Genomic DNA, 22,781 nt, shown 5'->3' on the forward strand with positions numbered 1-22,781 from the left:
TGTAATGGAACACGAAAGTCCTCAACGGCGCGAGCCGCGGTGAGTCATCAGACCGCTGCGTTGAGAAATTTAAGCATAGCTTCAAATAAGCGCGGTTTACGCGCCCACTGACACAATAATTACTGTTGTTATTATTGCGAACAGCGACAGAGTATACCGTTTTTGTGTGATATCTGTCATGTTTGGGCTACATACAGGCTATTTTTACCACTGTTACGGCTGATTAGCTGCGCAAAAAAATTATCACGCTGCGTGACGATCGCCGTTTTTTTCAGCAAATTGGGGGCGGGAAGGGGTGATGAGCGACGATACCGACGCCGCAGGTGGTTATTCGCTATACAGAGCAGGGTGGCAGTAAGCCATGCGACCTAACGAAAGACACACAGACGCCGATATTGCGCGGCAAGCCTGTTAAGTTCAGGGTCGGTTTAGATGCTGGCTGTCTGATGAGTCTCAGGGGCGTGATTCGCTTTAACCGGCTGTTCGCCCTGTCTGGCGAGCCAGGCAATCAACGCCGCGTTGTCCATCGGGCGGGCATAATAATAGCCCTGGATAAAGACCACGCCGCGCCGTTGCAGATAGCTGAACTGCAATGCGCTCTCGACGCCTTCCCCCAGCACTTCCAGCTCAAGCTCATGACTGAGCTGAATGATTGCATCCAGCACCGGGGTTCTGCCCTCCAGGGATTCAATCGCGTTGATAAAGCCGCGATCGATCTTCAGATAATCCATGGTGAAGGTCTGTAAGTAACTCAGCGAACAGTGACCGGTACCAAAATCATCAATCGCCACTTTCATTCCGCAACCGCGCAGCTGCTCCAGCTTGCGTGCCACCTCAACGCCATCTTTGATCAGGCTGCGTTCGGTCAGCTCCAGGGTAATCAGGAACTGCTTATCTTTAACCCGGTCAGCAAAGTGCAGCATATCGTCGACAAAGTCCGGGTGCTGCAGATGATCGGCCGCCACGTTAATGGCCAGATGGAAGCCTGGTTCAACCTGCCACGCCTGCACATCCTCTGCAATTAAATCGAGCAGATGACGGGTAAGCGGCACAATCATGCCTTCCGCTTCAGCGGCACCGATAAAAATATCGGGCCGGATGCCGTTACCGTCGGGCGTTGTCCAGCGCAGCAGTGCCTCTGCGCCGCTACAGCGCTGCAGCCGGTTGTCATAGACCGGCTGATAGTGCGCCCTGAACTGACCGCTGGCGATGGCCCGCCGAATCTCATCGCGCCAGGAAATACGCCGTTGCAGCCAGTTCGCCATCAGCATCATCAACAGAATCGAGAAAATGATCGCCATCGGCATGATGATCAACATTACCTGACGCCAGGCCAGGATCAGCTCAGAGGGTGAGGCAATAAGGGTGACAGAGAGCGGATAGCGGCTGGAGCTGGCCTGATAAATCAGCGGTTCAAACCAGCCGGACAGGGCGATTTGCGGATCGCCAAACGAGATCGGCGCGCCGTCGTTAAATTCCATGCTGAAATGATAGAGATGGGTACTGCTGATGGCGCGCATAAAATCGATCAGATACTGGCCGTCAACGACTGCCCAGAACCCCTCACCATCGGGCAGATCGCGCATAAAAATCACTGCGGGACGGTCCGGCACACCCGCCGTTCCGGCAATCGACAGGCTCCACCACGCTTTTCCGGTGACCGGCGCATCACGCATGATCATATCGCTCAGAAAAGCAGGCTTCGTACCATAGGCTGAAGAGCAGGCAATTCTGTTTTCTTCCATTTTACCAATGGCGCGAAAATAGGGATTCAGCGCACCGATGCGCTGTAACTGGTTTTCAATCTGGCTGCAGGGCTGATGCTGAAACTGGCGCAGCTCAGTAATCATATTCCAGGCGCTGTCGCTCATTCTCTCGGCCTGAGATAACAGCGTCTTTGCCGCGTTCACCTGCTGCTGCCGCACGGTGTGGCGCGCATCTAGGGCCGTGAAAAAAATGCCAATAATCAGAGGCAGCACGCCGGAGATAATAATCACCAGCCTGGCGTAGTCGCGTTTTCGTTTCAGTAGCGGCACCGCTAAATCCTCTGGATATTATTGGTATTATACGGAGGGGCTAATCAGTGGCGCAGCATAGCATTTCTCCGGGCGGTGCAGATTAGCGTTTTTGCGATCAACTGAACTGACTCAGGTCAATTATCGACCAGACTTTACATTTTATTGACAGGTTGTTTTGCCTTTATTGGTATTCAGCAAAAAAACAGGTGAGAACGGGAGGCAGGGCAGAAGGACGAATCGCTGCTGCCGCCTGGGGTGACCCTGGCCCGCCTGAGCGCGGACGCAGGGTAAAGGTGATTCTTAATCAGCAAAATAGATCTGTTTCAGCGCCACTTCAACGCCGCGCAGCTCAGCCAGTCCTTTCAGCCGGCCAATGGCAGAATAGCCGGGATTGGTACGTTTATGCAGGTCGTCCAGCATCTGATGGCCGTGATCGGGGCGCATCGGAATTGCTCGCTGATTGCCCGTCCGCCGCCGCCGCTGCTCTTCCGCCAGAATGACCCTGATGACGCCGACCATATCGACGTCGCCCGCCAGGTGCGCGGCTTCATGGAAGCTGCTAGGGTTTGCCTCGCGCTTTGTGGCGCGCAGGTGGACAAAGTTGATGCGGTCGGCATAGGTTTCCGCCATCTCAACCAGCGCATTGTCGGCACGCACGCCATAGGAACCAGTACAGAAGCAGAAACCGTTGTGCAGACTGTCCACGGTTTCCTTCAGCCACTGCATATCTTCCTGGGTAGAGATGATGCGCGGCAGGCCCAGAATCGGTCGCGGTGGATCGTCCGGATGCACTGCCAGTTTAATCCCCACTTCCTCCGCAACCGGCACGATAGCGCGCAGGAAGGTTGCCATATGCTCGCGCAGTTTCGCTTTGTCGATGCCGTCATACTGTGCCAGCTGCGCCTGGAACTGCTCCAGGGTGTAACCCTCTTCGGCACCAGGCAGACCGGCGATAATATTGCGCACCAGCGTACTTTTATCCTCAGCGCTCATGGTGGCAAAGCGCTGAGCGGCGGCCTGCTGTTCAGCCGCGCTGTAATCCTGCTCCGCGCCCGGACGCTGCAGCAGATAAAGTTCGAAGGCGGCGAAAGCGTCGGCGTCGAAGCGTAGCGCTTTTGCGCCATCCGGCAGCGTCCAGGCGAGGTCGGTGCGTGTCCAGTCCAGCACCGGCATAAAGTTGTAGCAGACGGTATCGATGCCACAGGCGGCCAGATTGCGTATCGACTGCTGATAGCTGGCGATATAGCGAAGGTAGTCACCGCGCTGGGTTTTGATCGCCTCATGAACCGGGATGCTCTCCACCACCGACCAGACCAGACCCTTTTCCGCCAGCAGTGCCTGACGCGCTTTAATCTCCTCAACCGGCCATACTTCACCGTTAGGGATATGGTGCAGCGCCGTCACAATACCGGTTGCGCCCGCCTGACGCGCATCATCCAGGGAGACCGGATCGTTCGGGCCGTACCATCGCCATGTATGTTCCATTTTTACTCCTCAACTGTGATGTGGCCCAGTGGTCAGGCCGCTGGGCCAAGAGTATGATAGTGGACACATCAGGGCCGTGATCCGGATCGCAGCATGACAAACTGCATCCGGCAAGTGAGCGGATTATGCGGAATAAAAGGAGAGGGTAATGAGCCTGCCAGTCATCAAGACGGAGCGCCTGTATCGTCAGATCGCCAACGCCATTATGGCCGGTATCACGCGCGGTGATTTTGTGGCGGGCGGCCTGCTGCCGCCCGAACGCGAGCTGGCAAAACAGTTAGGTGTCAGCCGTTCGTCAGTGCGTGAAGCATTGATTGCGCTGGAGATGACCGGTTGGGTCGATATCCGCACCGGCAACGGTATCTACGTCGCTCAGCCGCTGCCACAGGCCGCCATCCCGCAGGAGAGTGAAACCTGCAGCCTGCAGGATCTTTTGCAGGCGCGTGAAGCCTTTGAAGGCATGCTGGCAGGATTTGCCGCCCTTAACGGTACCGCCGTACAGCGAGAGGCACTGCTGGCGCTGACCGCTGAACTGCAGCACTACAATGAAAACGATGCGGCGTTTCTGGAGCAGGATAAACGCTTCCATCTGCTGATCGGCGAGATGAGCGGTAACGACGTGTTACGCGACCTGCTGGAGCAGCTCTGGAACCGGCGTCACAGCCCGCACGTGCAGCGGCTGGAACGCCATTATGCCGATAACAGCTTTGCGCAGGCGATGAACGCTGATCATCAGCAGATTGCCGACGCGATTGTGGCAGGCGATAAAGCAGCGGCTCGCCAGGCGATGGAGAGCCATCTGCAGCACGTGCAGCAGCGGCTACTTGGTTAGACCCCGGACGCGTTTAGGTCGTCCGGTGCCGAGCATAATCGCCAGACGGCTGCCGCCCGGCGTGGTCTCCATCAGGATTTTGGTAATGCTGGTCAGCGGCACCGAGAGCAGCATGCCGACCGGACCGAGCAGCCAGCCCCAGAAGACCAGAGACAGGAACACTACCAGCGTTGATAAGCCCAGGCCGCGACCCATCAGGCGCGGTTCCAGCATATTGCCGAACACCATATGAATCGCGGTAAACAGCGCAGCCACCATCGCGGCATCAAACAGGCTGTTCAGTAACAGCGCCTGCAGAAAGGGCGGAATGCCGGCAATAATCGGGCCGATATTAGGAATATAGTTGAGGATAAAGGCCACGACGCCCCACAGCAGCGCGAACTTCACATCCAGCAGATAGAGACTCAGCCAGACGGCGATGCCGGTGATGAGACTCACCAGGGTTTTCAGCGCCAGATAGTGCGTCACACCTTTCAGCGCCTTATGCAGCCCGGCGATACGAATTTTCGGGTTCACCAGCGCGTTACGCATTTTGTAAGGCAGATGGTGAACCTCAAACAGCATAAAGACCACGGTCAGCACCAGCAGCACAGTATTGGTCATCGCACCCGAAAAGCCGCTGAGCGCCGCGCTCGCCAGGTTCACCATGGTATTCGGATCGAAACGCTGCACCAGCGCGTCGGTAGAAATATTGAGATGAAAGCCCGCCGCCAGATGTTGCAGCACCGTCATTTTCTGTTCCATGGTGGCGCGCAGTTGCGGGTAAAGGTCAGAAAACTCGCTCATTGAGCTGGCGATGATGGCACCCAGCAGCAGGATACCGCAGAAGATCACAGTAATGACCAGCCCAATCGCCAGTCCACGGCGTAAGCCACGACGCATCAGCATTGTCACCAGCGGGTTGAGCACAATGGCAAAGAACGCCGCCAGCAGAAGCGGGACCAGAATATCGGACGCGGCCCGAACCCCGGCAAGAATGATGACCAGCATCGCCAGTTTTATCAGAATATTTTGTCCAATCTTTTCCCGTTGCAGCTCGCTCATTGCCTCTCCCGTGACGTAATCTGGCTGTTGGAAGTGTAGCTGAAAGAAAATTAACAATCTGATTTATCAGAGAAACGGTAAAGCGCGGCGGCATAATAGCGTGATAATCAGCGCCACCGCACTCAGCTATGACGGCAGGACCGCGACCTCCTGCTGTTCCTGTTTTTGCGCCGCGTTTTACTGCCCGATAACCGTGCCAGTGTGATGCGCCGGTGGCGAAAGCAGGTATAGTTAAAGGATAAACCTTATCATTCAGCCAACTACGTGCGAGAACCTATGCCTGAACAGCCTGCAGCGGAACAGAATGCTCCATCCGGAAGCCTGAACATCTCGCTGCTGATCCTCTCTATCGTCGCCTACAACTTTGCCAGCTATCTCACCATTGGTCTGCCGCTGGCGGTCCTGCCTGGCTGGGTGCATGACCAGCTGGGCTTCAGCGCATTCTGGGCGGGCGTGGTGATCAGCCTGCAATATGTGGCGACGCTGCTGAGCCGGCCACATGCCGGGCGCTATGCCGATCTCTGGGGGCCAAAGAAAGTGGTGGTGACGGGCCTGGTGGGCTGTCTGATTAGCGGGTTGTGTATTCTGCTGGCGGCGCTGATCGCATCCCCGCTCTGGAGCCTGATACTGCTCTGTGTGGGCCGGTTGATTCTGGGTGTGGGCCAGAGCTTTACCGGCACCGGCACTTCGTTGTGGGGGGTAGCGCGGGTCGGTTCACTGCACATTGGCCGCGTAATTTCCTGGAACGGCATCGTCACCTATGGCGCGATGGCGATAGGTGCGCCGCTGGGCGTGGTGATCTTCCGGGCCGGCGGGCTGCTGTGGCTATCGCTGGTGATTGTGGCCATCTGCGTGGTTGGCATCGTCTGCGCGGTCCCGCGTCCGGCGGTAAAAGCCAGCCGCGCCAGACCGCTGCCGTTTCGGGCGGTGCTGGGGAAAATCGCTGGCTTTGGCGCGATTCTGGCGATGGGGTCAGCGGGTTTCGGCGTGATTGCCACCTTTATCACGCTGTTCTATCAGGATAAAGGCTGGGAGGGAGCCGCCTTTGCGCTTTCCCTGTTCAGCGGCGCTTTTGTCGGGGCGCGCCTGCTGTTCCCGAATGCGATTAACCGTCACGGTGGCCTGCGGGTCGCCAGCGTTTGTCTGGCGGTTGAGGCTGCCGGGCTCTTTCTGGTCGCCGCCGCAGGCGATCCGTGGATGGCAAAAACGGGCGCGTTTATGACCGGCGCCGGGTTTTCACTGGTGTTTCCGGCACTGGGCGTGGTGGCGGTAAAAGTGGTGCCGCAGCAGAATCAGGGCAGCGCCCTGGCGACCTATACCGCTTTTATGGATCTGTCGCTGGGAATAACCGGGCCACTGGCCGGATTCATCATGAATTATGCCGGTGTCTCACGCGTCTACTTGCTCACGGCGCTGCTGGTCTGCGTCGCTTTCTTCTGCACGCTGCGCCTGCAGCGGCGTCAGGCTTCAGAGCCCGTAAGCGGGCATTGATCAGGATAAAAAAATGGCCCAGCAGCGGGCCATAACGTCTTTTCAGACACAGATAAACCAATAAATTTCGGGCGCGAACAGGTTTCAGGCCTGCAGCAGTTCAATACTGTGGCGGATCTGGCGTTCAATCTCCGCCGGTGTCCAGTTGTTGAGCTGACCGGAGAACGGCTCAAAAGCGTAGACGCCCTTGTAGCCGAGCATCTCCAGCCGTTTAACCTGCACCACGCTCTTCAGCACATCGTTGTCACTCAGCATGATGCGTTCGTCGTCGGTCAGTTCGGCAGTCGGGCGCCGATCTTCCACACCCGAAAGATGCACCAGCCCAATCTGGTCAATATCGATACCCGCCGGAAATTCCTGTTCAGCCTGTTCATAGAGATGATGGTGAAAGGTATCCAGCAGCAGCCTGAAGGGCACATCCGCCGCGGCGATCAACTGCTGCGCCTGTACGATCGAGCGCAGTGAGCTGACCGGAAACCCCAGCGGCTCGACCAGCCCCTGAATGCCATAGTGTGCAAAGCGCGGCGCCAGCTGCTGCATTGCCGCCTGCGTCTGCTGAGGCGACACGGTAATCCCCTCATTCAGCGGACACATCACCAGTGCTTTTGCGCCGATCTGTTGTGCTGTCTGTAACAGCGACTCCGCCCGCGTCAGCAGCGCGTCATCGATCCGGTTAAAGGGATAGAGCGCATTAATCGTGACGATATCGATGTGATATTTATCCGCCAGGGCGCGCAGCTGATCGGTGCTGAGGTCATCGGTGACGCTGCCGCCCGGCATGTCATTACGCAGTTCGACCTTGCTTAGCCCCAGACGCTGAACCAGCTGAAAGAAGGCCTCCAGCGAGAGCCGGGGCGCAATTTTGCGGTTGATACAGAAACGTGTGGGATCTATGGCCATGCGCTGACTCCGGGACAGGAGAAGGATGGACTAAAGAAAACATTTATTTCATTAATAGTGAATTATGAAATGCAGATTATTAGATCGGTCTCGCATTAATTTCATATTCCGTTTCAGTCCGATGCATAAACGCTGGATCAACTTCGCAGGAATACCCGCTCTATCCGCCTCTGCTTTTCGCCTGCCTGACTAAGGCTGAGCGCTGGTAAACGCCTCCTGCCATCAGGACATCTTCAGTGGCTTGAGGGCGGCAAAAATGCGATCCGTGCCGCTAAAAGCAAATTTTCCAAAAAGAACTATTTGAAAAATTTATTCCACTGTAATAGCTTCATAGCACGCTTTCAGGTTTGCCTGGTCAGGCAGTGTGGCAGGCCACAGGGCCCGTCTGCAGGGAACTTAACCATCTTAAGAGGCAACATCATGACAATCATAGGTAACTTTATTGGCGGCAAAACGACTTTCAGCGCCAGCAACGAAACCATTCCTGTTTACGATCCGGCAACCGGCAAAGTGGTACGTGAACTGACGCAAAGTACCGCCGATGAAGTGGCCAAGGCGATTGGTGTCGCGCATGACGCATTTGCTGCCTGGTCAAAAACCTCGCCGCTGCGTCGCGCCCGCGTTCTGTTTAACTTTAAAGCCCTGATGGAGCAGCATCGTGAAGAGATGGCGGCGCTGATTGTCTCTGAGCATGGCAAAGTCTGGTCTGATGCCTTAGGTGAACTGACGCGCGGCATTGAAGTGATTGAGTTTGCCTGCGGGATCCCCCATCTGCTTAAAGGTGAATATTCCCCGAACGTCGGCGGCGGCGTTGACAGCTTTTCGCTGATGCAGCCGGTGGGTGTCGTAGCGGGTATTACGCCGTTTAACTTCCCGGCGATGGTGCCGCTGTGGATGTTCCCGATCGCGCTGGCCTGCGGTAATACCTTTGTTTTGAAGCCACCGGCGCTGGATCCCTCTGCGGCCGTGCGCATGGCCGAGCTGCTGACCGAAGCGGGCCTGCCGGATGGCGTATTCAACGTGGTGCACAGCTCTAACGAAGATGCTGAGCAGCTCTATAAAGATCCGCGCATCGCAGCGGTGAGCTTCGTCGGCTCGTCCGGTGTGGCTGAGCATATCTATAAAACTGCCAGCGCCCACGGTAAGCGGGTGCAGGCGTTTGGCGCGGCGAAAAACCACGCTATCGTTATGCCGGATGCCGATCTGGATGCCACCGTTAACGCGATTATGGGCGGTGCGTTTGGCTCGGCCGGTGAACGCTGCATGGCGCTGCCGGTTGTGGTCGCGGTGGGCGATGACACAGCTGACAAGCTGATTGCCCGTCTGACGCCACTGGTGAAAGCGCTGCGGATCGGTCCTGGGATCAATCAGGGTGCCGATGAAAATGAGATGGGACCGGTTGTCTCAGCCGCGCATCAGAAGAAGGTGCTGGGTTACATCGACAAAGGCGAGCAGGAAGGCGCGAAGCTGGTGGTCGATGGTCGTAACGTGCAGGTTGCAGGTCACGCCGAAGGTTACTACGTTGGCGGCACGCTGTTTGATAACGTCACCTCTGAGATGGTGATCTGGCGTGAAGAGATTTTTGGGCCGGTGCTGAGCATCATGCGTGCACCGGACTACGACAGCGCGCTGCAGCTGGTCAACAGCCATGAGTTTGGTAACGGCAGCGCAATTTTCACCAGCAACGGTCACACCGCGCGTGAGTTTGTGCAGAACGTTGAAGCGGGCATGGTCGGTGTTAACGTGCCGGTTCCGGTGCCGATGGCATTCCACAGCTTCGGTGGCTGGAAGCGTTCCGTGTTTGGCGCGCTTAATGTTCACGGGCCGGATGGCGTGCGTTTCTATACCCGCATGAAAACCGCCACCGTGCGCTGGCCGTCCGGTCAGCAGACCGTGTCTGAATTCAGTATGCCAACCTTAGGTTGATCTATTTCAACGCTGATCGCGACCGGCAGGAGACTCTGCCGGTCGCTTTGTTCGCGGGCACCTCGCCCGTGAAATGACCGCAGCGTCAATCGTGACAGAGAGGAGGATCAGGATGTCTTTACTGTCGAAAGCACAGGCCCCGGACGCACAGGGCCGTATTCAGCATGTCACGCCTGAGCGTGCTGGCTGGCGTTATGTTGGCTTTGATGCTTATCTGCTGAAAAAAGGGGAAACTCTGCGCCTGACCAGCGGTGACAAAGAGCTGTGTCTGGTGCTGGTGGCCGGGCTGGCCTCGGTGAAAACCCGCCATGCTGAGTTTCCCGGAATCGGTAAGCGCATGTCGCCTTTCGAACGCGTGCCGCCGTATTCCGTGTATGTGCCGCATGACGATGAAGTGGAAGTCTATGCTGACAGCGATCTTGAGCTGGCCGTCTGTAACGCGCCCGGTCAGGGCAATCTGCCTGCAAGACTGATTGCGCCAGCCGATGTCGGTGTTGAGCATCGCGGTAAAGGGCGCAACCAGCGTCTGGTGCATAATATCCTGCCTGATACTGAACCCGCTGACAGTCTGCTGGTGGTGGAGGTTTATACCAACGAAGGCGATACCAGCTCCTATCCCAGCCACAAGCATGATCAGGAGGAGAGTGAAAACGAAACCTACCTGGAAGAGACCTACTATCACCGTTTCGATCCGGAACCTGGTTTTGCCATGCAGCGCGTTTATACCGACGATCGCTCACTGGATGCCTGTATGGCACCCTATAACCGCGATGTCGTGATGGTGCCGCGTGGCTATCATCCGGTGGCGACGCTGGCCGGATACAACAACTACTATCTGAACGTGATGGCAGGGCCGGTACGGCTGTGGAAATTCAGCTGGGAAAAAGATCACGCCTGGGTGAACAGCGACAGCTATCCACGATCAGAGTAAGGCTCAGCGGTTTTATCAGCGTATGCCTGTAAAAAAGGGCAGCCGATTAGGCTGCCCTTTTTGCTGTGCGAAACGCAGGTTACTGAGCGGAACTATCGGCGTTATTCAGCGCCAGTGACACCGCCAGCGTCTGTGCCAGGCAGAGTGAGGCGACCTGCGAACGGAAGCCATCGACCTGCGCTTCACGCACCACAAAGCAGACATCGCTAAAGGCAGCCAGCGGGCTGACCTGGCTGTCGGTAATGGCGATCTGATGCGCGCCACGCTTGGCCCCCATTTCGACGACCTCGACCGCTTCACGCGCATAGGGCGAGTAGCTGATCGCAATCACCACATCTTTCGGATTAACCAGGCTGAGCTGCTCGGTAAACATCCCGCCCAGACCATCAATCAGAAACGCACGACGCTCCAGATGACGCAACGCGTAGACCAGATAGGAGGCGACGCTGAACGAGCGACGCAGGCCAATTACATAGATGTTCTCAGCCTCATTCAGCAGTTTTACTGCTTTGTTCAGCTGCTCAGGATTCACCTGCATCGCCAGCTGCTGCAGCGCCTGGCTGTTCACCATGGTAAAGACGTTGAGGATTTCCGCCGGACTCTCAGGCGCACTGGCGCTGTCGTCCGTTGAGGTCTGACGAAACAGACGCGCGCGCTCGGTATAGTTGACCGTCTCTTCCATCAGGTGCTGACGAAAAACCTGTTTCATTTCGTTGAAGCCGCTGAAGCCAAACGCATTCGCAAAACGGATCAGCGTCGACGGTGGTACATCGGCCTGCTGAGCAATCGAGGCGACGGTATCGAAAGCAATACTGTTACTGTTATCAAGGATGTAGCGCGCAACCTGTTTAAGACGCTTGCTCAGCGTTTCGTAGCGGCGACGAATATCGTCCTGCAAGAGAGAAAGTTGGGTGGGATTATTGTTCATCACTTCTGCCCGTATCATTAGAATAATGGCTGCATAATGAGCGCTATAGTATCAGATGGATGGAAAATTTCATTTGTTTGCGTCAACGAAGCGGTTTATTTCATGGCTTTATGAAATGGTTCACAGATTGGCTTTAGCGCGCCCAGGCGGGCAATGACAGGGTGAAAAACGGGATGAAATGATAGCAGGGATGAAATGACAGAATAGAAGAGGGGTAACCAGTAAAACGCCATCCCGGTTGGGATGGCGTGATATTACTAAAAAGTCTGTCTCTGCCTGCTATGAGTCCGCACAGGCTCAGGTAACACGGTCAGATCGGAAAGTCGCTCAAGCCATCCATGGCTGCTCGGCCCGCGCTATTACGCACCTCATCCATGAGGTGCGCCCGTTGCCGGGCCAACGCTTCGCGTTGTTCAAAAACGCTCCCGGCGTTTTTGTCCCTGGCGCGGGACGCTTTCCTCTTCTGACCGTGTTACCTGCGCGCTGAGCTTATTCGTTGCTGCAACATTCACCCTGCTTTGAGTGAGTCAGTAGTCTGAGGCCATCGCGGTTGAGACAGTCTGGTGCAGAGCAGCAAATCAGGCGCGGGCAGCGCGCCAGTACTCAATCAGCCGCAGATAGTTGCCTTTTACGGTCTCAATCAGTGCCTGATCGTCCAGTTCACCCTGCAACCACTGACGCGAAGGCTGACCAAAGATGGTGCGACCCACCGCAAAACCTTTTACCCATGGCGCGTTGGCCGCCGCAGCGAAGCCCGCTTTAAGCTTCTCTTCGGGTGCATCCAGACCCAGCAACAGAATGCCGCGACAGAGAGGATCCTGCTCCTCAATCAGACGACTGATCGCCTGCCAGCTCTCTGCGGATAGCGGAGGCAGTTTCCACCAGTCCGGCTGAATACCCAGACTGTAGAAATGGCTCAGCATATCAAGGTAATAGGCTTCATTCTTATCCGGGTTGCTCTCGGGAAGAATCACTTCCAGCAGCAGCTCATGGCCACTTTTGTTACAGCCTTTCCAGACGTCGAGCACCAGGTCATCCTGCTCTTTGCGAAGTTCAGCACTGTCATGCGGATGATAAAACACCAGACATTTCACGACATGCTCGGCGGGCCAGTCGATTAGCTGCGAGCCGATGTTGCCATGCTCCAGACGCAGTGGACGTGAGCTGGGCAGCTCGATCGGGCGGCCAATCCACCACTTCTTACCCGTGATGGCATTCAGGGCTTTCTGACCATACGTGGTATCCGCCAGAATGCCGCTTTTGTTCTCTAATCCCGCCTCACTGGCCGCCTGCTGAGCGGCTTCCAGCAGCAGCAGTTTCAGCTGTGGAATACGGCTCTCATCAACACCCGCTTCCTGCGCCATATCCGCCAGCTGTTTGCGATGGTCAAAAGCGAACACGTTCAGCTCCGGCCATTGCTGCTTACGGGTGGTCACACGGTGCAGATGGTTCAGACGACTGTCGAGATCGGGACGTTTCACCTCTGTGTCGCGGCTCAGGAAATCATCCAGCTCCGCTTTGGTTGGCATGGCAGGGGCACAGCCGTGGCGTGACACCACCAGCGCGCCACAGGCGTTGGCATAACGGCACGCCTGCTCCCAGCCTTCATCATTCAGCCAGCCGCGCAGCAGGCCAGACATAAAGGCATCGCCCGCGCCCAGCACGTTGAGCACGTCGACGCGCACGCCGGTGTGCAGCTGAGTCTGTTCCCAGCTATCCGGAATTTCACCTTCAAACACCACGCAACCCAGCGGACCGCGTTTGCAGACCAGCGTCGCCTGGCTCGCCTGACGCACGTTCTTCAGCGCAGTCAGGGTATCGGTGCTGCCACCGGCAATATGAAACTCCTCTTCGGTGCCGACGATCAAATCGAAATAGTGCACCACTTCCTGCAACTGCTGAGTGACCTGAGACGACTCAATGAAACGTGTTTCACCGTCACCCAGAGAAGTCAGTCCCCATAACACCGGGCGGTAATCGATATCCAGCGCCGTTCGCAGGCCATTGCGGCGGGCGATATCCAGCGCTTTCAGCACCGCTTCACGGGTCTGCGGATGAGATAAGTGCGTGCCGGTGACTGCCACCGCGCGGGACGAGGTAATAAAGCCTTCGTCGATATCGTCCGGTACCAGACCCATATCAGCGCAGTTATCACGGTAGAAAATCAGCGGAAAAGTCTCTTCATCTTTAATCCCCAGAATCACCATGCCGGTCAGGCGTTTTGCATCGGTGATCAGAGCATCGGTGTTGCAGCCCACGCGCTGCAATTCCTCACGCAGAAAGCGACCATTGTGCTCATCTCCCACCCGCGCCAGCATCGCCGATTTCAGCCCCTGAATCGCGGTGCCATAAGCGACGTTGCCCGATGATCCGCCCAGATATTTAGCAAAGGAGGTGACATCTTCCAGCCGTGCCCCAATCTGCTGGCCATAAAAATCAACGGCGATGCGCCCGATACAAATCACATCAAGCGGCTTCTGTTGTGTACTCATACCTGTGGTTTCCTTCTGTGATTCGCAGAGCTGGCGGGCGAAAAGATCGATCCAGGCAGGCTCTGCTTCCGGGTCTGTGGGTATCTGGCTGGCTATGAGAGAAGTATGAGGAATAAAAATTCCATATTCAATATGAAATGAAATATCCATCGCAATTTTGTGAACCAGGTAAAACTCCTGATTGCCTCCCGCCTGCGCGGTCTCTGCTGTCACGATGTGCGGTATGTCAGGGTTGTGAAGGCGATCGCAGGAATCCGTACGCCAGTCAGGCAAGCTGCCCCATTGAAATGAATTTTTTCATCATGAACCACTCTCTGCTAAACGTTCCAGATTTCCCCGTCGTGATCGCCCGCCAGACCTGTTGCCATCATTAAATTTGATCTCACTCGCAAAATGAAATGTTTCTTCTGTAATCGTGTTTTATGAAAAATATATTTGTTTATAATCGCCTCACGTTTCAGTTATTCCGGCCGCTTTTCCGCCAATGACAACGCCTGGCGCGCTGTCGCGGAAGTCGGGGTCCACCAGCATGTAAGGAAGAAACATGGGCACAATCAGACTGACCACGGCACAGGCGCTGGTTAAATTTCTTGATAATCAATTCATCGATGTTGATGGCACTGAGACGAAGTTCGTCAAAGGCATCTTCGCGATTTTCGGCCATGGCAACGTGCTGGGGCTGGGCCAGGCGCTGGAACAGGATAGCGGCGATCTGGTGGTCTGGCAGGGTCGTAACGAGCAGGGCATGGCCCATGCTGCCACCGGCTTTGCCCGTCAGTCGCTGCGCCGTCAGATTATCGCCTGCAGTTCGTCTGTGGGACCGGGTGCGGCTAACATGATTACTGCCGCCGCCACTGCGACCGCTAATCGCATTCCGCTGCTGCTGCTGCCCGGCGACGTCTTCGCCACCCGTCAGCCCGATCCGGTGCTGCAACAGATTGAGCAGAGCTACGATCTTAGCATCAGCACCAACGACGCCTTCCGCGCCGTCAGCAAATACTGGGATCGCGTCAGCCGTCCTGAGCAGCTAATGTCCGCCTGTATCAATGCCATGCGCGTGCTGACCGATCCGGCCGAAACCGGCGCGGTCACGCTGTCGCTGCCGCAGGATGTGCAGGGTGAGGCCTGGGATTACCCGGACTACTTCTTCCAGAAACGCGTGCACCGTCTGGATCGCCGCCTGCCGGTCGCGGCGCAGCTGGCGGATGCCCTGACGCTGATTAACCATAAGCGCAAGCCGATAATTATCTGCGGCGGCGGGGTGAAATACTCTGAAGCGGGCGAGGCGCTGCGCCAGTTTGCCGAGCGCTATCAGATCCCCTTTGCCGAGACGCAGGCGGGCAAGGGCACGCTGGTCTCTGACCATCCGCTGAATGTCGGCGGCGTAGGCGAAACCGGCTGTCTGGCCGCGAACCTGCTGGCGAAAGAGGCCGATTTAGTCATCGGCATCGGCACCCGCTACACCGACTTTACCACCGCATCGAAATGGATTTTCCAGCATCCCGATGTCAGCTTCCTGAACATTAACGTCAGCAACTTCGACAGCTACAAGCTCGATGGCGTGCAGCTGCTGGCCGATGCCCGTGAAGGGCTGACCGCGCTCACCGCTGCACTGGCCTCACAGCACTACAGTAATGACTGGGGCAGCCAGATTGAGCAGGCGCAGAGCCAGCTGCTGAAAGAGACGCAGCGCGTCTATCAGGTGGAATATCACGATGGCGACTTTGTGCCAGAGATTGCTGACCATCTCGACCGCGAAGCGGTGTTCGCAGAATTTAACCGCCTGACCCAGTCACTGCTGACGCAAAGCAGCGTGCTCGGCACCTTAAATGAGCAACTGCCGAAAGATGCGGTCGTGGTAGCCGCCGCAGGCAGCCTGCCGGGCGACCTGCAGCGCGTCTGGCGCACCAAAGATTACAACGCCTACCACGTCGAATATGGCTACTCCTGCATGGGCTATGAAGTCAATGCCGCGCTGGGTGCAAAACTGGCGCAGCCGCAGCGCGAGGTCTATGCGCTGGTCGGTGACGGCTCCTTTATGATGCTGCACTCTGAGCTGGTCACCTCGATTCAGGAAGGGGCGAAGATCAACGTCGTGCTGCTGGATAACATGACTAACGGCTGTATCAACAACCTGCAGATGGAACACGGTATGGACAGCTTCACCACCGAGTTCCGTTTCCGTAATGCGGAAAGCGGCAGGCTGGACGGCGGCTTTATCCCGGTCGATTTCGCGGCTATTGCTGCCGGTTATGGCTGCAAAACTTATCGCGTCACCAGCCTGGAACAGCTTAAAGCGGCGCTGGAAGATGCCCGCACCCAGACGGTCTCCACCCTTATCGACATCAAAGTGCTGCCAAAAACCATGATCCACAAATATTTCAGCTGGTGGCATGTCGGCGTGGCGCAGGCGTCGAAAACCGAACGCGCTCAGGCGGTGGCGGACAAGCTCAACACCCATCTGGATCAGGCGCGCAAATATTAATTTCCGGGCCGTGCTGCGGCCCGTTTTCCTCTTCTCCGTACGAACCCTACACAGGTGTAATTATGACTTTGAAACTTGGCGTCATTGGTACAGGTGCAATTGGTCAGGAACATATTCGCCGCTGCAGCCATGTGCTGCAGGGGGCTCAGGTGGTTGCTGTCTCTGATATCAATGTCGACGGCGCGCGTGCTGCCCTGCAACGCCTGAATATTGAGGCAGCGGTGTTTGAAAATGGTCACGATGTGATTCAGTCACCCAACGTCGATGCGGTGCTGGTCACCTCATGGGATCCGACCCATGAAGAGTTCACCCTGGCGGCGATTGCCGCCGGTAAACCGGTCTTCTGTGAGAAGCCGCTGGCGATGAGTGCCGAAGGCTGCCGCCGGGTGGTGGATGCAGAGATTCAGGCGGGTAAACGCCTGGTGCAGGTCGGCTTTATGCGCCCTTACGATGCGGGCTACCGCGCCCTGAAAAAAGTGATCACCGATGGCGATATCGGTGAGCCGCTGATGCTGCACTGCGCGCACCGCAACCCGACAGTGCCGGAGAACTACACCACGCCGATGGCGATCACCAACACCCTGATCCACGAGCTGGATGTGCTGCGCTGGCTGACAAACGACGACTATAAAACGGTGCAGGTGATCTTCCCGCGCGTGACGTCGAAGACCCATGGTCAGCTGAAAGACCCGCAGATCGTCCTGTTCGAAACCCACAAAGGGGTGCGCATCGACGTCGAGATCTTCGTTAACTGCGCTTACGGCTATGACATTCAGTGTGAAGTGGTCGGTGAAGAGGGTATTGCCCGCCTGCCAGAGCCTTCTTCGGTGCAGCTTCGCAAAGATGCCCGCCTGTCGAATACCATTCTGGTGGACTGGAAAGATCGCTTTATCGAGGCGTATGACGTTGAGCTGCAGGCGTTTATCAACGACATCAAAGCGGGTCAGCTTACCGGTCCTTCTGCCTGGGATGGCTTCGCCGCCTCCGTGGCCGCCGATGCCTGCATCAAAGCGCAGAACAGTGGTGCGATTGAGCCGGTAGAGATGCCGCCGCGTCCTGCTTTCTATAACTGATTTAGCTCTTTCTGCGGCCTGGCCGCTCTCCATCCGGGAATAAGAAGATGAACAAAGAGAACGTAAAACTGGCGATCGCGCCGATCGGCTGGACCAACGATGACATGCCGGATCTTGGCAGTGAGAACACCTTCCAGCAGACCGTCAGTGAGATGGCGCTGGCGGGCTTTACCGGCAGTGAAGTGGGCAGCAAATATCCGCGCGATCCGGCGATTCTGAAACCGATGCTCGATATTCGCGGCATCGAAATCTGCAACGCCTGGTTCAGCACCTTTTTTGCCAACGGCGACAAAGAGAAAACCATCGAACAGTTCATCGAGCATATGAACTTCCTGCATGCGATGGGCGCGCGGGTGATTGGCTGTTCTGAGCAGAGTAAAAGTATTCAGGGCACCACGCTGGCAGTGTTTGAAGAGAAAGCGATTTTCAGCGATGAAGAGTGGCGGTTAACCGCAGAAGGCTACAACGAACTGGCTCGCATCGCAGCAGAGAAGGGGATGCGCGTGACGCTGCATCACCACATGGGCACCGGCATTCAGACCACTGAAGAGATCGACCGGTTTATGGCGATGACCGACGAGCAGGTTGGTTTGCTCTATGACACCGGCCACGTCTACTACTCCGAAGGCTCCCAGCAGAAGATGCTGGCGGTACTGGAAAAATATCTGCCGCGCATCTTCCACGTGCATCTCAAGGATGTGCGTGATGAGGTGGTGGCTGAAGTGCGTGAGAATCATCTCTCGTTCCTGGAAGGGGTGAAAAAGGGCACCTTTACCGTGCCGGGCGATGGCGTGATCGACTTTAAGCCAGTGTTTAAAATCCTGGACGATTTCGGCTACAAAGGCTGGATGGTGGTGGAAGCGGAGCAGGATCCGGCGCTGGCCAATCCGTTTGAGTATGCGGTGAAAGCGCGGAAATATATCCGGGAAAATACAGGGTTATAACGTGCTCTGAATAAAGGCGGGCTTCCCTGTGGGAAGCCCGCCTTTTGTTTTACTTCAGCGTAATGCTTTTCACAATGCTGTCAGCATCGCTCTGGGCCTGCTGCTGGTTATCGCCTGGCAGCGTAATCTGCAGCGTCACCAGTTTGCCATCCACTTTTGCCAGAACCACGGAAGACCATGAAGTCTGGTTGTTGGCAGAAATCACGGTATCCAGCTGCTGAGCGGGCTGATCTTTCAGCGTCACAGATTTGTTCGACACCACCTGCAGCTGCGGATCGCGGTTGCGCTGCTGCTGTTCCATGCGCTTCGACAGCACATCCAGCCCGTCACTGGTCGGGTCACCGGCAATCACAATAATCGCGCGGGCTCCGGTTTCATCCGCATACACATGCATGTTCGTGGTCTGCGAACCCAGTTTACCGCTTTTATCTGACATGCCTGGTGGCAGTGAGAAGCTCAGTTTGCCATCCATCAGCGTGACGGTCTGCGCCGACTGACTGGCACTGACGCCGTTGTCGTTCGCCGCTTCATCTTTCTTCTGGTCACAGGCCGCCAGGCCAAGTACCAGTAAACCCATTCCTACATATTTCACCAGGTTGCGCATCAGAATCCCTTTTTTAAGTTTCCAGTCAGGCATTAATACAACAGGAATCAGGTTGCAAACGCAACCTGATGATTGTCAGAAGATCTTAGCGGGTAATGGCGGAAATTATATAAGTTCTTAGCCGAAATTGACCTGGCGGGCGGTCTGGCGTTCAGCCAGACGTTTTAGCGCGGCATTGAGCAGCACGCCGTAGGCGGGCAGGAAGAAGACCATGCAGATCAGCACCTTGAAGCTGTAATCCACCAGGGCGATCTCGACCCAGTGCTGCGCCATAAACGCATCGGGGCTTTTATAGAAGGCGATAAAGAAGAAGGCCAGCGTATCGCTGATATTCCCCAGGAACATGGCGCAGCCGGGTGCTATCCACCACTGAGGCAGACGACGCAGACGGTTAAATACATGAACGTCGAGGATCTGACCCAGTGCATAAGCCATAAAGCTGGCGCAGGCGATACGGGCAACAAACAGGTTCATCACTTCCAGCGCCTGCCAGCCCTGCCATTCACCCTGATAGAACAGCGCCGAGACAGCGTAAGAGATAAACAGCGCCGGGATCATTACGGCCAGAATAATGCGTCGGGCCAGCGGTGCGCCAAAAATACGCACGGTGAGATCGGTCGCCAGGAAGATAAACGGAAAGCTGAACGCACCCCAGGTGGTGTGGAAGCCAAAGACAGAGATCGGCAACTGAACCAGGTAGTTACTGGAGGTGATCACCAGGAGGTGAAACAGCGATAACCAGAAAAGCGCATGCATGCGCTGACGTGAAGAAAATGCGAGCATATTCAACCTTTTTAATGTTGGGGTGAGGGAACCCATTGCGGGACGCCGTTCGGGCAGCGCCTGGCAGTTTTATGAGCAAAAAGCGGCGGCATATTACCGCGTTGTGCTTTTTATGCAATGGTTAATTTTAACGCAATCGTTATCGCCTTGCTTCACCGCCAGCACGCGCTAGAATGAGCGCCCCTTACCTGAACCGAGTTGATTATGAGCGATGCTTTTTCCTCTGCCGACCATCAGCTGGACGCCCGTGGCCTGCGTTGCCCGGAGCCGGTGATGATGGTGCGCAAAACCGTACGCAGCCTGCAGGATGGCGAGACGTTACTGATTATCGCCGATGATCCGGCGACGACCCGCGATATTCCCGGCTTCTGCCGCTTCATGGAACATGGCCTGCTGGCACAGCAGACCGACACGCTGCCCTATCAGTTTCTGATCCGCAAAGGTATGGCGGGTTAACAGCAGCCGTTCAGGCCGCCGTTAACCCTACTCTTCAGACAGAGCCTTTTACTCAGTCACGGCGCCGCAGTAACCGCAGCGCGTTGGCGGTGACCAGCGCGGTCGCACCGGAATCTGCCAGCACCGCCAGCCAGAGTCCGGTCAGACCCAGCAGGGTGGTGACCAGGAAAATCGCCTTCAGCCCCAGCGCAATGCCGATATTCTGGCGGATGATGCGCCGCGTACGACGCGCCAGCGCAATCATCGGGGCCAGGTTGCTGAGCTGATTCCGCGTCAGGGCCGCATCGGCCGCTTCCAGCGCGACATCGATGCCGCTGCCCATCGCAATGCCCAGCGTCGCCGCTTTCATCGCCGGGGCGTCGTTAATGCCATCTCCGATCATCGCTAGCGGCTGCTGCTGACTCAGTTCACGGATGGCCGCCACCTTATCGGCGGGCAGCAGGCTGGCGCGATAATCAATATCGAGCTGGCGGGCAATGGTTGCTGCCGCGCGCGGGTTATCGCCGGTCAGCATCAGGCTCTCAATGCCCAGCTTTTTCAGCGCTTTTAACGCCTCCACGGCATCGTCGCGCAGCTGATCGCGCAGGGCCAGCGCACCGAGCGCCTCGCCATCGCGCATCAGTACCACCAGGGTTTCACCTTCGGCTTCCTGCTGCGCAATCTGCGCGCTTTGCTGCGGCGTCAGGCCGGGCGTATGGCCGGGCGTCAGCAACTGAATCTGCTGGCCTGAGACCCGCGCACTGATGCCGCGTCCCGCCTGCACCTGCTGAGCCTGCGCGTCAGGAATGACTAGATCACGCGCCTGCGCGGCCGCCACGATAGCGCTGGCCAGCGGATGGGTCGCACCCTGTTCCGCCGCAGCGCTTAACGCCAGCATCTCTGACTCGCTGGCTGTGCCAAACCGCAGGATCTGCGTCAGCTGGGGCTTGCCCAGCGTCAGGGTGCCGGTTTTATCAAAGGCCATCCTGCGCAGCGAACTCAGGCGTTCCAGCGCCGCACCACCTTTAATCAGTGCACCCTGACGCGCCGCCGCAGCCAGCCCGGAAGTAATTGCGGCTGGCACAGAGATCACCAGCGCACAGGGGCAGCCAATCAGCAGCAGGGTCAGTCCTTTGTAGATCCACGGCTGCCAGTCGCCTGAGAAGAGCACGGGTGGCACGACCATCACCAGCAGCGACAGCAGCATCACCAGCGGCGTATAGATGCGGCTGAACTGATCGATAAAGCGTTCAACCGGCGCACGGTGCGTTTCTGCTTCCTCAATCAGCTGCAGGATACGGTCAATCGAGCTTTCACCGGGTTTTGACACCACTTCCAGCGTCACCAGCCGGTCGATGCTGGTGGCCCCGGCCAGGATTTGTTCACCGCTGGCGCGGGTGACTGGTAATGACTCACCGGTCAGCGCGCTCTCATCGAAACTGGCGAGCGGGCTGATTAAACAACCATCGACCGGCAAACGGCTGCCCGCCGCGACTTCAATCACATCACCCGGTTGCAGCGCCGCCAGCGGCACCTCACTGCGCTTGCCTTGTTCCAGGCGAATCGCTGATTCAGGCCGCAACGCCATCAGGCTGGTGACGCCGCTGCGTGCCCTTGACGCGGCATAGCTTTCCAGCTGTTCGCCCAGCTGAAACAGCACCAGCACCATGGCGGCTTCTGCATGCGCGCCAATGATCAACGCGCCTGCCGACGCCAGCGTCATTAATGTCTCAATGGTAAAAGGCGATCCGCTGCGCAGACGCTGCCAGGCACCGCGCGCGACCGGAACCAGGCCGACCATGGTGGTCAGCACAAACAGCCGATCGCCCCAGACGGGCGCGAACTGGCTGAGAACGCTGCTGGCAAGCGCCAGCAGCGCCAGTAAAATCAGTATCCGGTTCTGCTGCCAGCGCGAGCTTGCGGACGGCGTCTCCGAAGGTGTAGCAAGCCGGAAACCGGCTTTTTTTACCGCCTGTTCAACGGCGCTTTGTACATCGTTGTCAGCGTTAACCACCAGCTTCTCGCTGCTGAACAGCACGCGGGCATCGGTCACGCCTTTTACCTGGCGGACGGCGGTTTCAATGGTGCGGGCGCAGCCCGGGCAATCCATGCCGCTGACCTGCCAGCTAAAGGGCCAGGCACCTCGCCGGTCGCTTTCCTCAGCAGTGTCGGCCTCATTGCCAGGGCTGCTGTTGCAGTCACAGCAGCAGCCTGCCGTATCCGCCGTCACGGGCGTAGCAGCATGAATAGAAAGGGAGAGTGGACGGGCCTGACGAACCTGGCACAGCGGTTTTGCTGCGGCGTGGCTGGCACGCGGTTTGCCACAGCCACAGGCGTGATGTTGATGCATATGACCTCCGGAGTGTAAGAGTCGCGGGATGAGCAACGTTGCCCATCCCTTATCCTACAC

General features: G+C 57.0%; 17 protein-coding genes. 8 read left to right on the top strand and 9 right to left on the bottom strand.

Annotated elements, in window-relative coordinates; translation table 11 throughout:
* Window positions 1-428 precede the first annotated feature (428 nt).
* Window positions 429-2,036 (bottom strand): EAL domain-containing protein, encoded by a 1,608-nt coding sequence (locus tag IV493_RS00520; protein WP_195857598.1) that lies wholly within the window; start codon window positions 2,034-2,036, stop codon window positions 429-431.
* A 282-nt stretch (window positions 2,037-2,318) separates the two neighbouring features.
* Complete coding sequence (gene uxuA / locus IV493_RS00525) at window positions 2,319-3,503, bottom strand: mannonate dehydratase (RefSeq protein WP_013359369.1); 1,185 nt, start codon at window positions 3,501-3,503, stop codon at window positions 2,319-2,321.
* Between the two features lie 148 nt (window positions 3,504-3,651).
* Here uxuA and IV493_RS00530 point away from each other — a divergent pair, with 148 nt between their 5' ends.
* Window positions 3,652-4,335 (top strand): FadR/GntR family transcriptional regulator, encoded by a 684-nt coding sequence (locus IV493_RS00530; RefSeq protein WP_195857599.1) that lies wholly within the window; start codon window positions 3,652-3,654, stop codon window positions 4,333-4,335.
* Here the strand turns inward: IV493_RS00530 and IV493_RS00535 are convergent.
* Window positions 4,324-5,379, bottom strand: a complete 1,056-nt coding sequence (locus IV493_RS00535) for an AI-2E family transporter (RefSeq protein WP_195857600.1) — start codon at window positions 5,377-5,379, stop codon at window positions 4,324-4,326. The two genes, IV493_RS00530 and IV493_RS00535, sit on opposite strands and share 12 nt — an antisense overlap.
* A 276-nt stretch (window positions 5,380-5,655) precedes the next feature.
* On the opposite strand from IV493_RS00535, the gene IV493_RS00540 reads away from it, so the two are divergent.
* On the top strand, window positions 5,656-6,870 hold the full coding sequence (locus tag IV493_RS00540) for an MFS transporter (RefSeq protein WP_195857601.1): 1,215 nt from the start codon (window positions 5,656-5,658) through the stop codon (window positions 6,868-6,870).
* 84 nt (window positions 6,871-6,954) lie between these two features.
* Here IV493_RS00540 and IV493_RS00545 read toward each other — a convergent pair whose 3' ends face one another.
* Entirely contained in the window at window positions 6,955-7,770 is an 816-nt protein-coding gene (locus IV493_RS00545) for a TIM barrel protein (RefSeq protein ID WP_195857602.1), read from the bottom strand.
* Window positions 7,771-8,190: 420 nt separating this feature from the next.
* On the opposite strand from IV493_RS00545, the gene IV493_RS00550 reads away from it, so the two are divergent.
* Window positions 8,191-9,696, top strand: a complete 1,506-nt coding sequence (locus tag IV493_RS00550; protein WP_195857603.1) for a CoA-acylating methylmalonate-semialdehyde dehydrogenase — start codon at window positions 8,191-8,193, stop codon at window positions 9,694-9,696.
* 112 nt (window positions 9,697-9,808) lie between these two features.
* A complete protein-coding gene (gene iolB, locus IV493_RS00555; protein WP_013359363.1) occupies window positions 9,809-10,627 on the top strand; it encodes a 5-deoxy-glucuronate isomerase in 819 nt (272 codons plus the stop codon).
* A 79-nt stretch (window positions 10,628-10,706) separates the two neighbouring features.
* Here the strand turns inward: iolB and IV493_RS00560 are convergent, their stop codons facing one another.
* Together IV493_RS00560 and iolC are read right to left on the bottom strand one after the other, a co-directional pair.
* Complete coding sequence (locus IV493_RS00560; RefSeq protein ID WP_033784214.1) at window positions 10,707-11,555, bottom strand: MurR/RpiR family transcriptional regulator; 849 nt, start codon at window positions 11,553-11,555, stop codon at window positions 10,707-10,709.
* A gap of 578 nt (window positions 11,556-12,133) precedes the next feature.
* Complete coding sequence (gene iolC / locus IV493_RS00565) at window positions 12,134-14,047, bottom strand: 5-dehydro-2-deoxygluconokinase (protein WP_195857604.1); 1,914 nt, start codon at window positions 14,045-14,047, stop codon at window positions 12,134-12,136.
* A 544-nt stretch (window positions 14,048-14,591) separates the two neighbouring features.
* Here iolC and iolD point away from each other — a divergent pair.
* The 3 genes from iolD to iolE all read left to right on the top strand — a co-directional run bounded on the left by iolD (window position 14,592) and on the right by iolE (window position 18,549).
* Complete coding sequence (gene iolD, locus IV493_RS00570; RefSeq protein WP_195857605.1) at window positions 14,592-16,532, top strand: 3D-(3,5/4)-trihydroxycyclohexane-1,2-dione acylhydrolase (decyclizing); 1,941 nt, start codon at window positions 14,592-14,594, stop codon at window positions 16,530-16,532.
* A gap of 62 nt (window positions 16,533-16,594) precedes the next feature.
* Entirely contained in the window at window positions 16,595-17,605 is a 1,011-nt protein-coding gene (locus IV493_RS00575; protein WP_195857606.1) for a Gfo/Idh/MocA family protein, read from the top strand.
* Window positions 17,606-17,652: 47 nt separating this feature from the next.
* Entirely contained in the window at window positions 17,653-18,549 is an 897-nt protein-coding gene (gene iolE, locus IV493_RS00580; protein ID WP_013359357.1) for a myo-inosose-2 dehydratase, read from the top strand.
* A gap of 49 nt (window positions 18,550-18,598) precedes the next feature.
* On the opposite strand, the gene IV493_RS00585 is transcribed toward iolE, so the two are convergent.
* Both IV493_RS00585 and IV493_RS00590 read right to left on the bottom strand, forming a co-directional pair.
* Entirely contained in the window at window positions 18,599-19,153 is a 555-nt protein-coding gene (locus tag IV493_RS00585; RefSeq protein WP_033734745.1) for a DcrB family lipoprotein, read from the bottom strand.
* A 117-nt stretch (window positions 19,154-19,270) separates the two neighbouring features.
* Window positions 19,271-19,936 carry a 7-cyano-7-deazaguanine/7-aminomethyl-7-deazaguanine transporter gene (locus IV493_RS00590; protein WP_033784210.1) on the bottom strand — a complete coding sequence of 222 codons (666 nt, stop codon included), beginning with the start codon at window positions 19,934-19,936 and terminating at the stop codon, window positions 19,271-19,273.
* A gap of 204 nt (window positions 19,937-20,140) precedes the next feature.
* Between IV493_RS00590 and tusA the strand changes: the two genes are divergently transcribed.
* A complete protein-coding gene (gene tusA / locus IV493_RS00595) occupies window positions 20,141-20,392 on the top strand; it encodes a sulfurtransferase TusA (protein ID WP_010253330.1) in 252 nt (83 codons plus the stop codon).
* A gap of 52 nt (window positions 20,393-20,444) precedes the next feature.
* On the opposite strand, the gene IV493_RS00600 is transcribed toward tusA, so the two are convergent.
* Window positions 20,445-22,721: a zinc/cadmium/mercury/lead-transporting ATPase gene (locus IV493_RS00600; RefSeq protein ID WP_195857607.1), complete on the bottom strand. Its 2,277-nt coding sequence runs from the start codon at window positions 22,719-22,721 to the stop codon at window positions 20,445-20,447.
* Between the last annotated feature and the right edge of the window lie 60 nt (window positions 22,722-22,781).

The organism is Pantoea sp. SM3640 (genome assembly GCF_015654165.1).
In the GTDB taxonomy this organism is placed as follows: Bacteria; Pseudomonadota; Gammaproteobacteria; order Enterobacterales; family Enterobacteriaceae; genus Pantoea; species Pantoea vagans.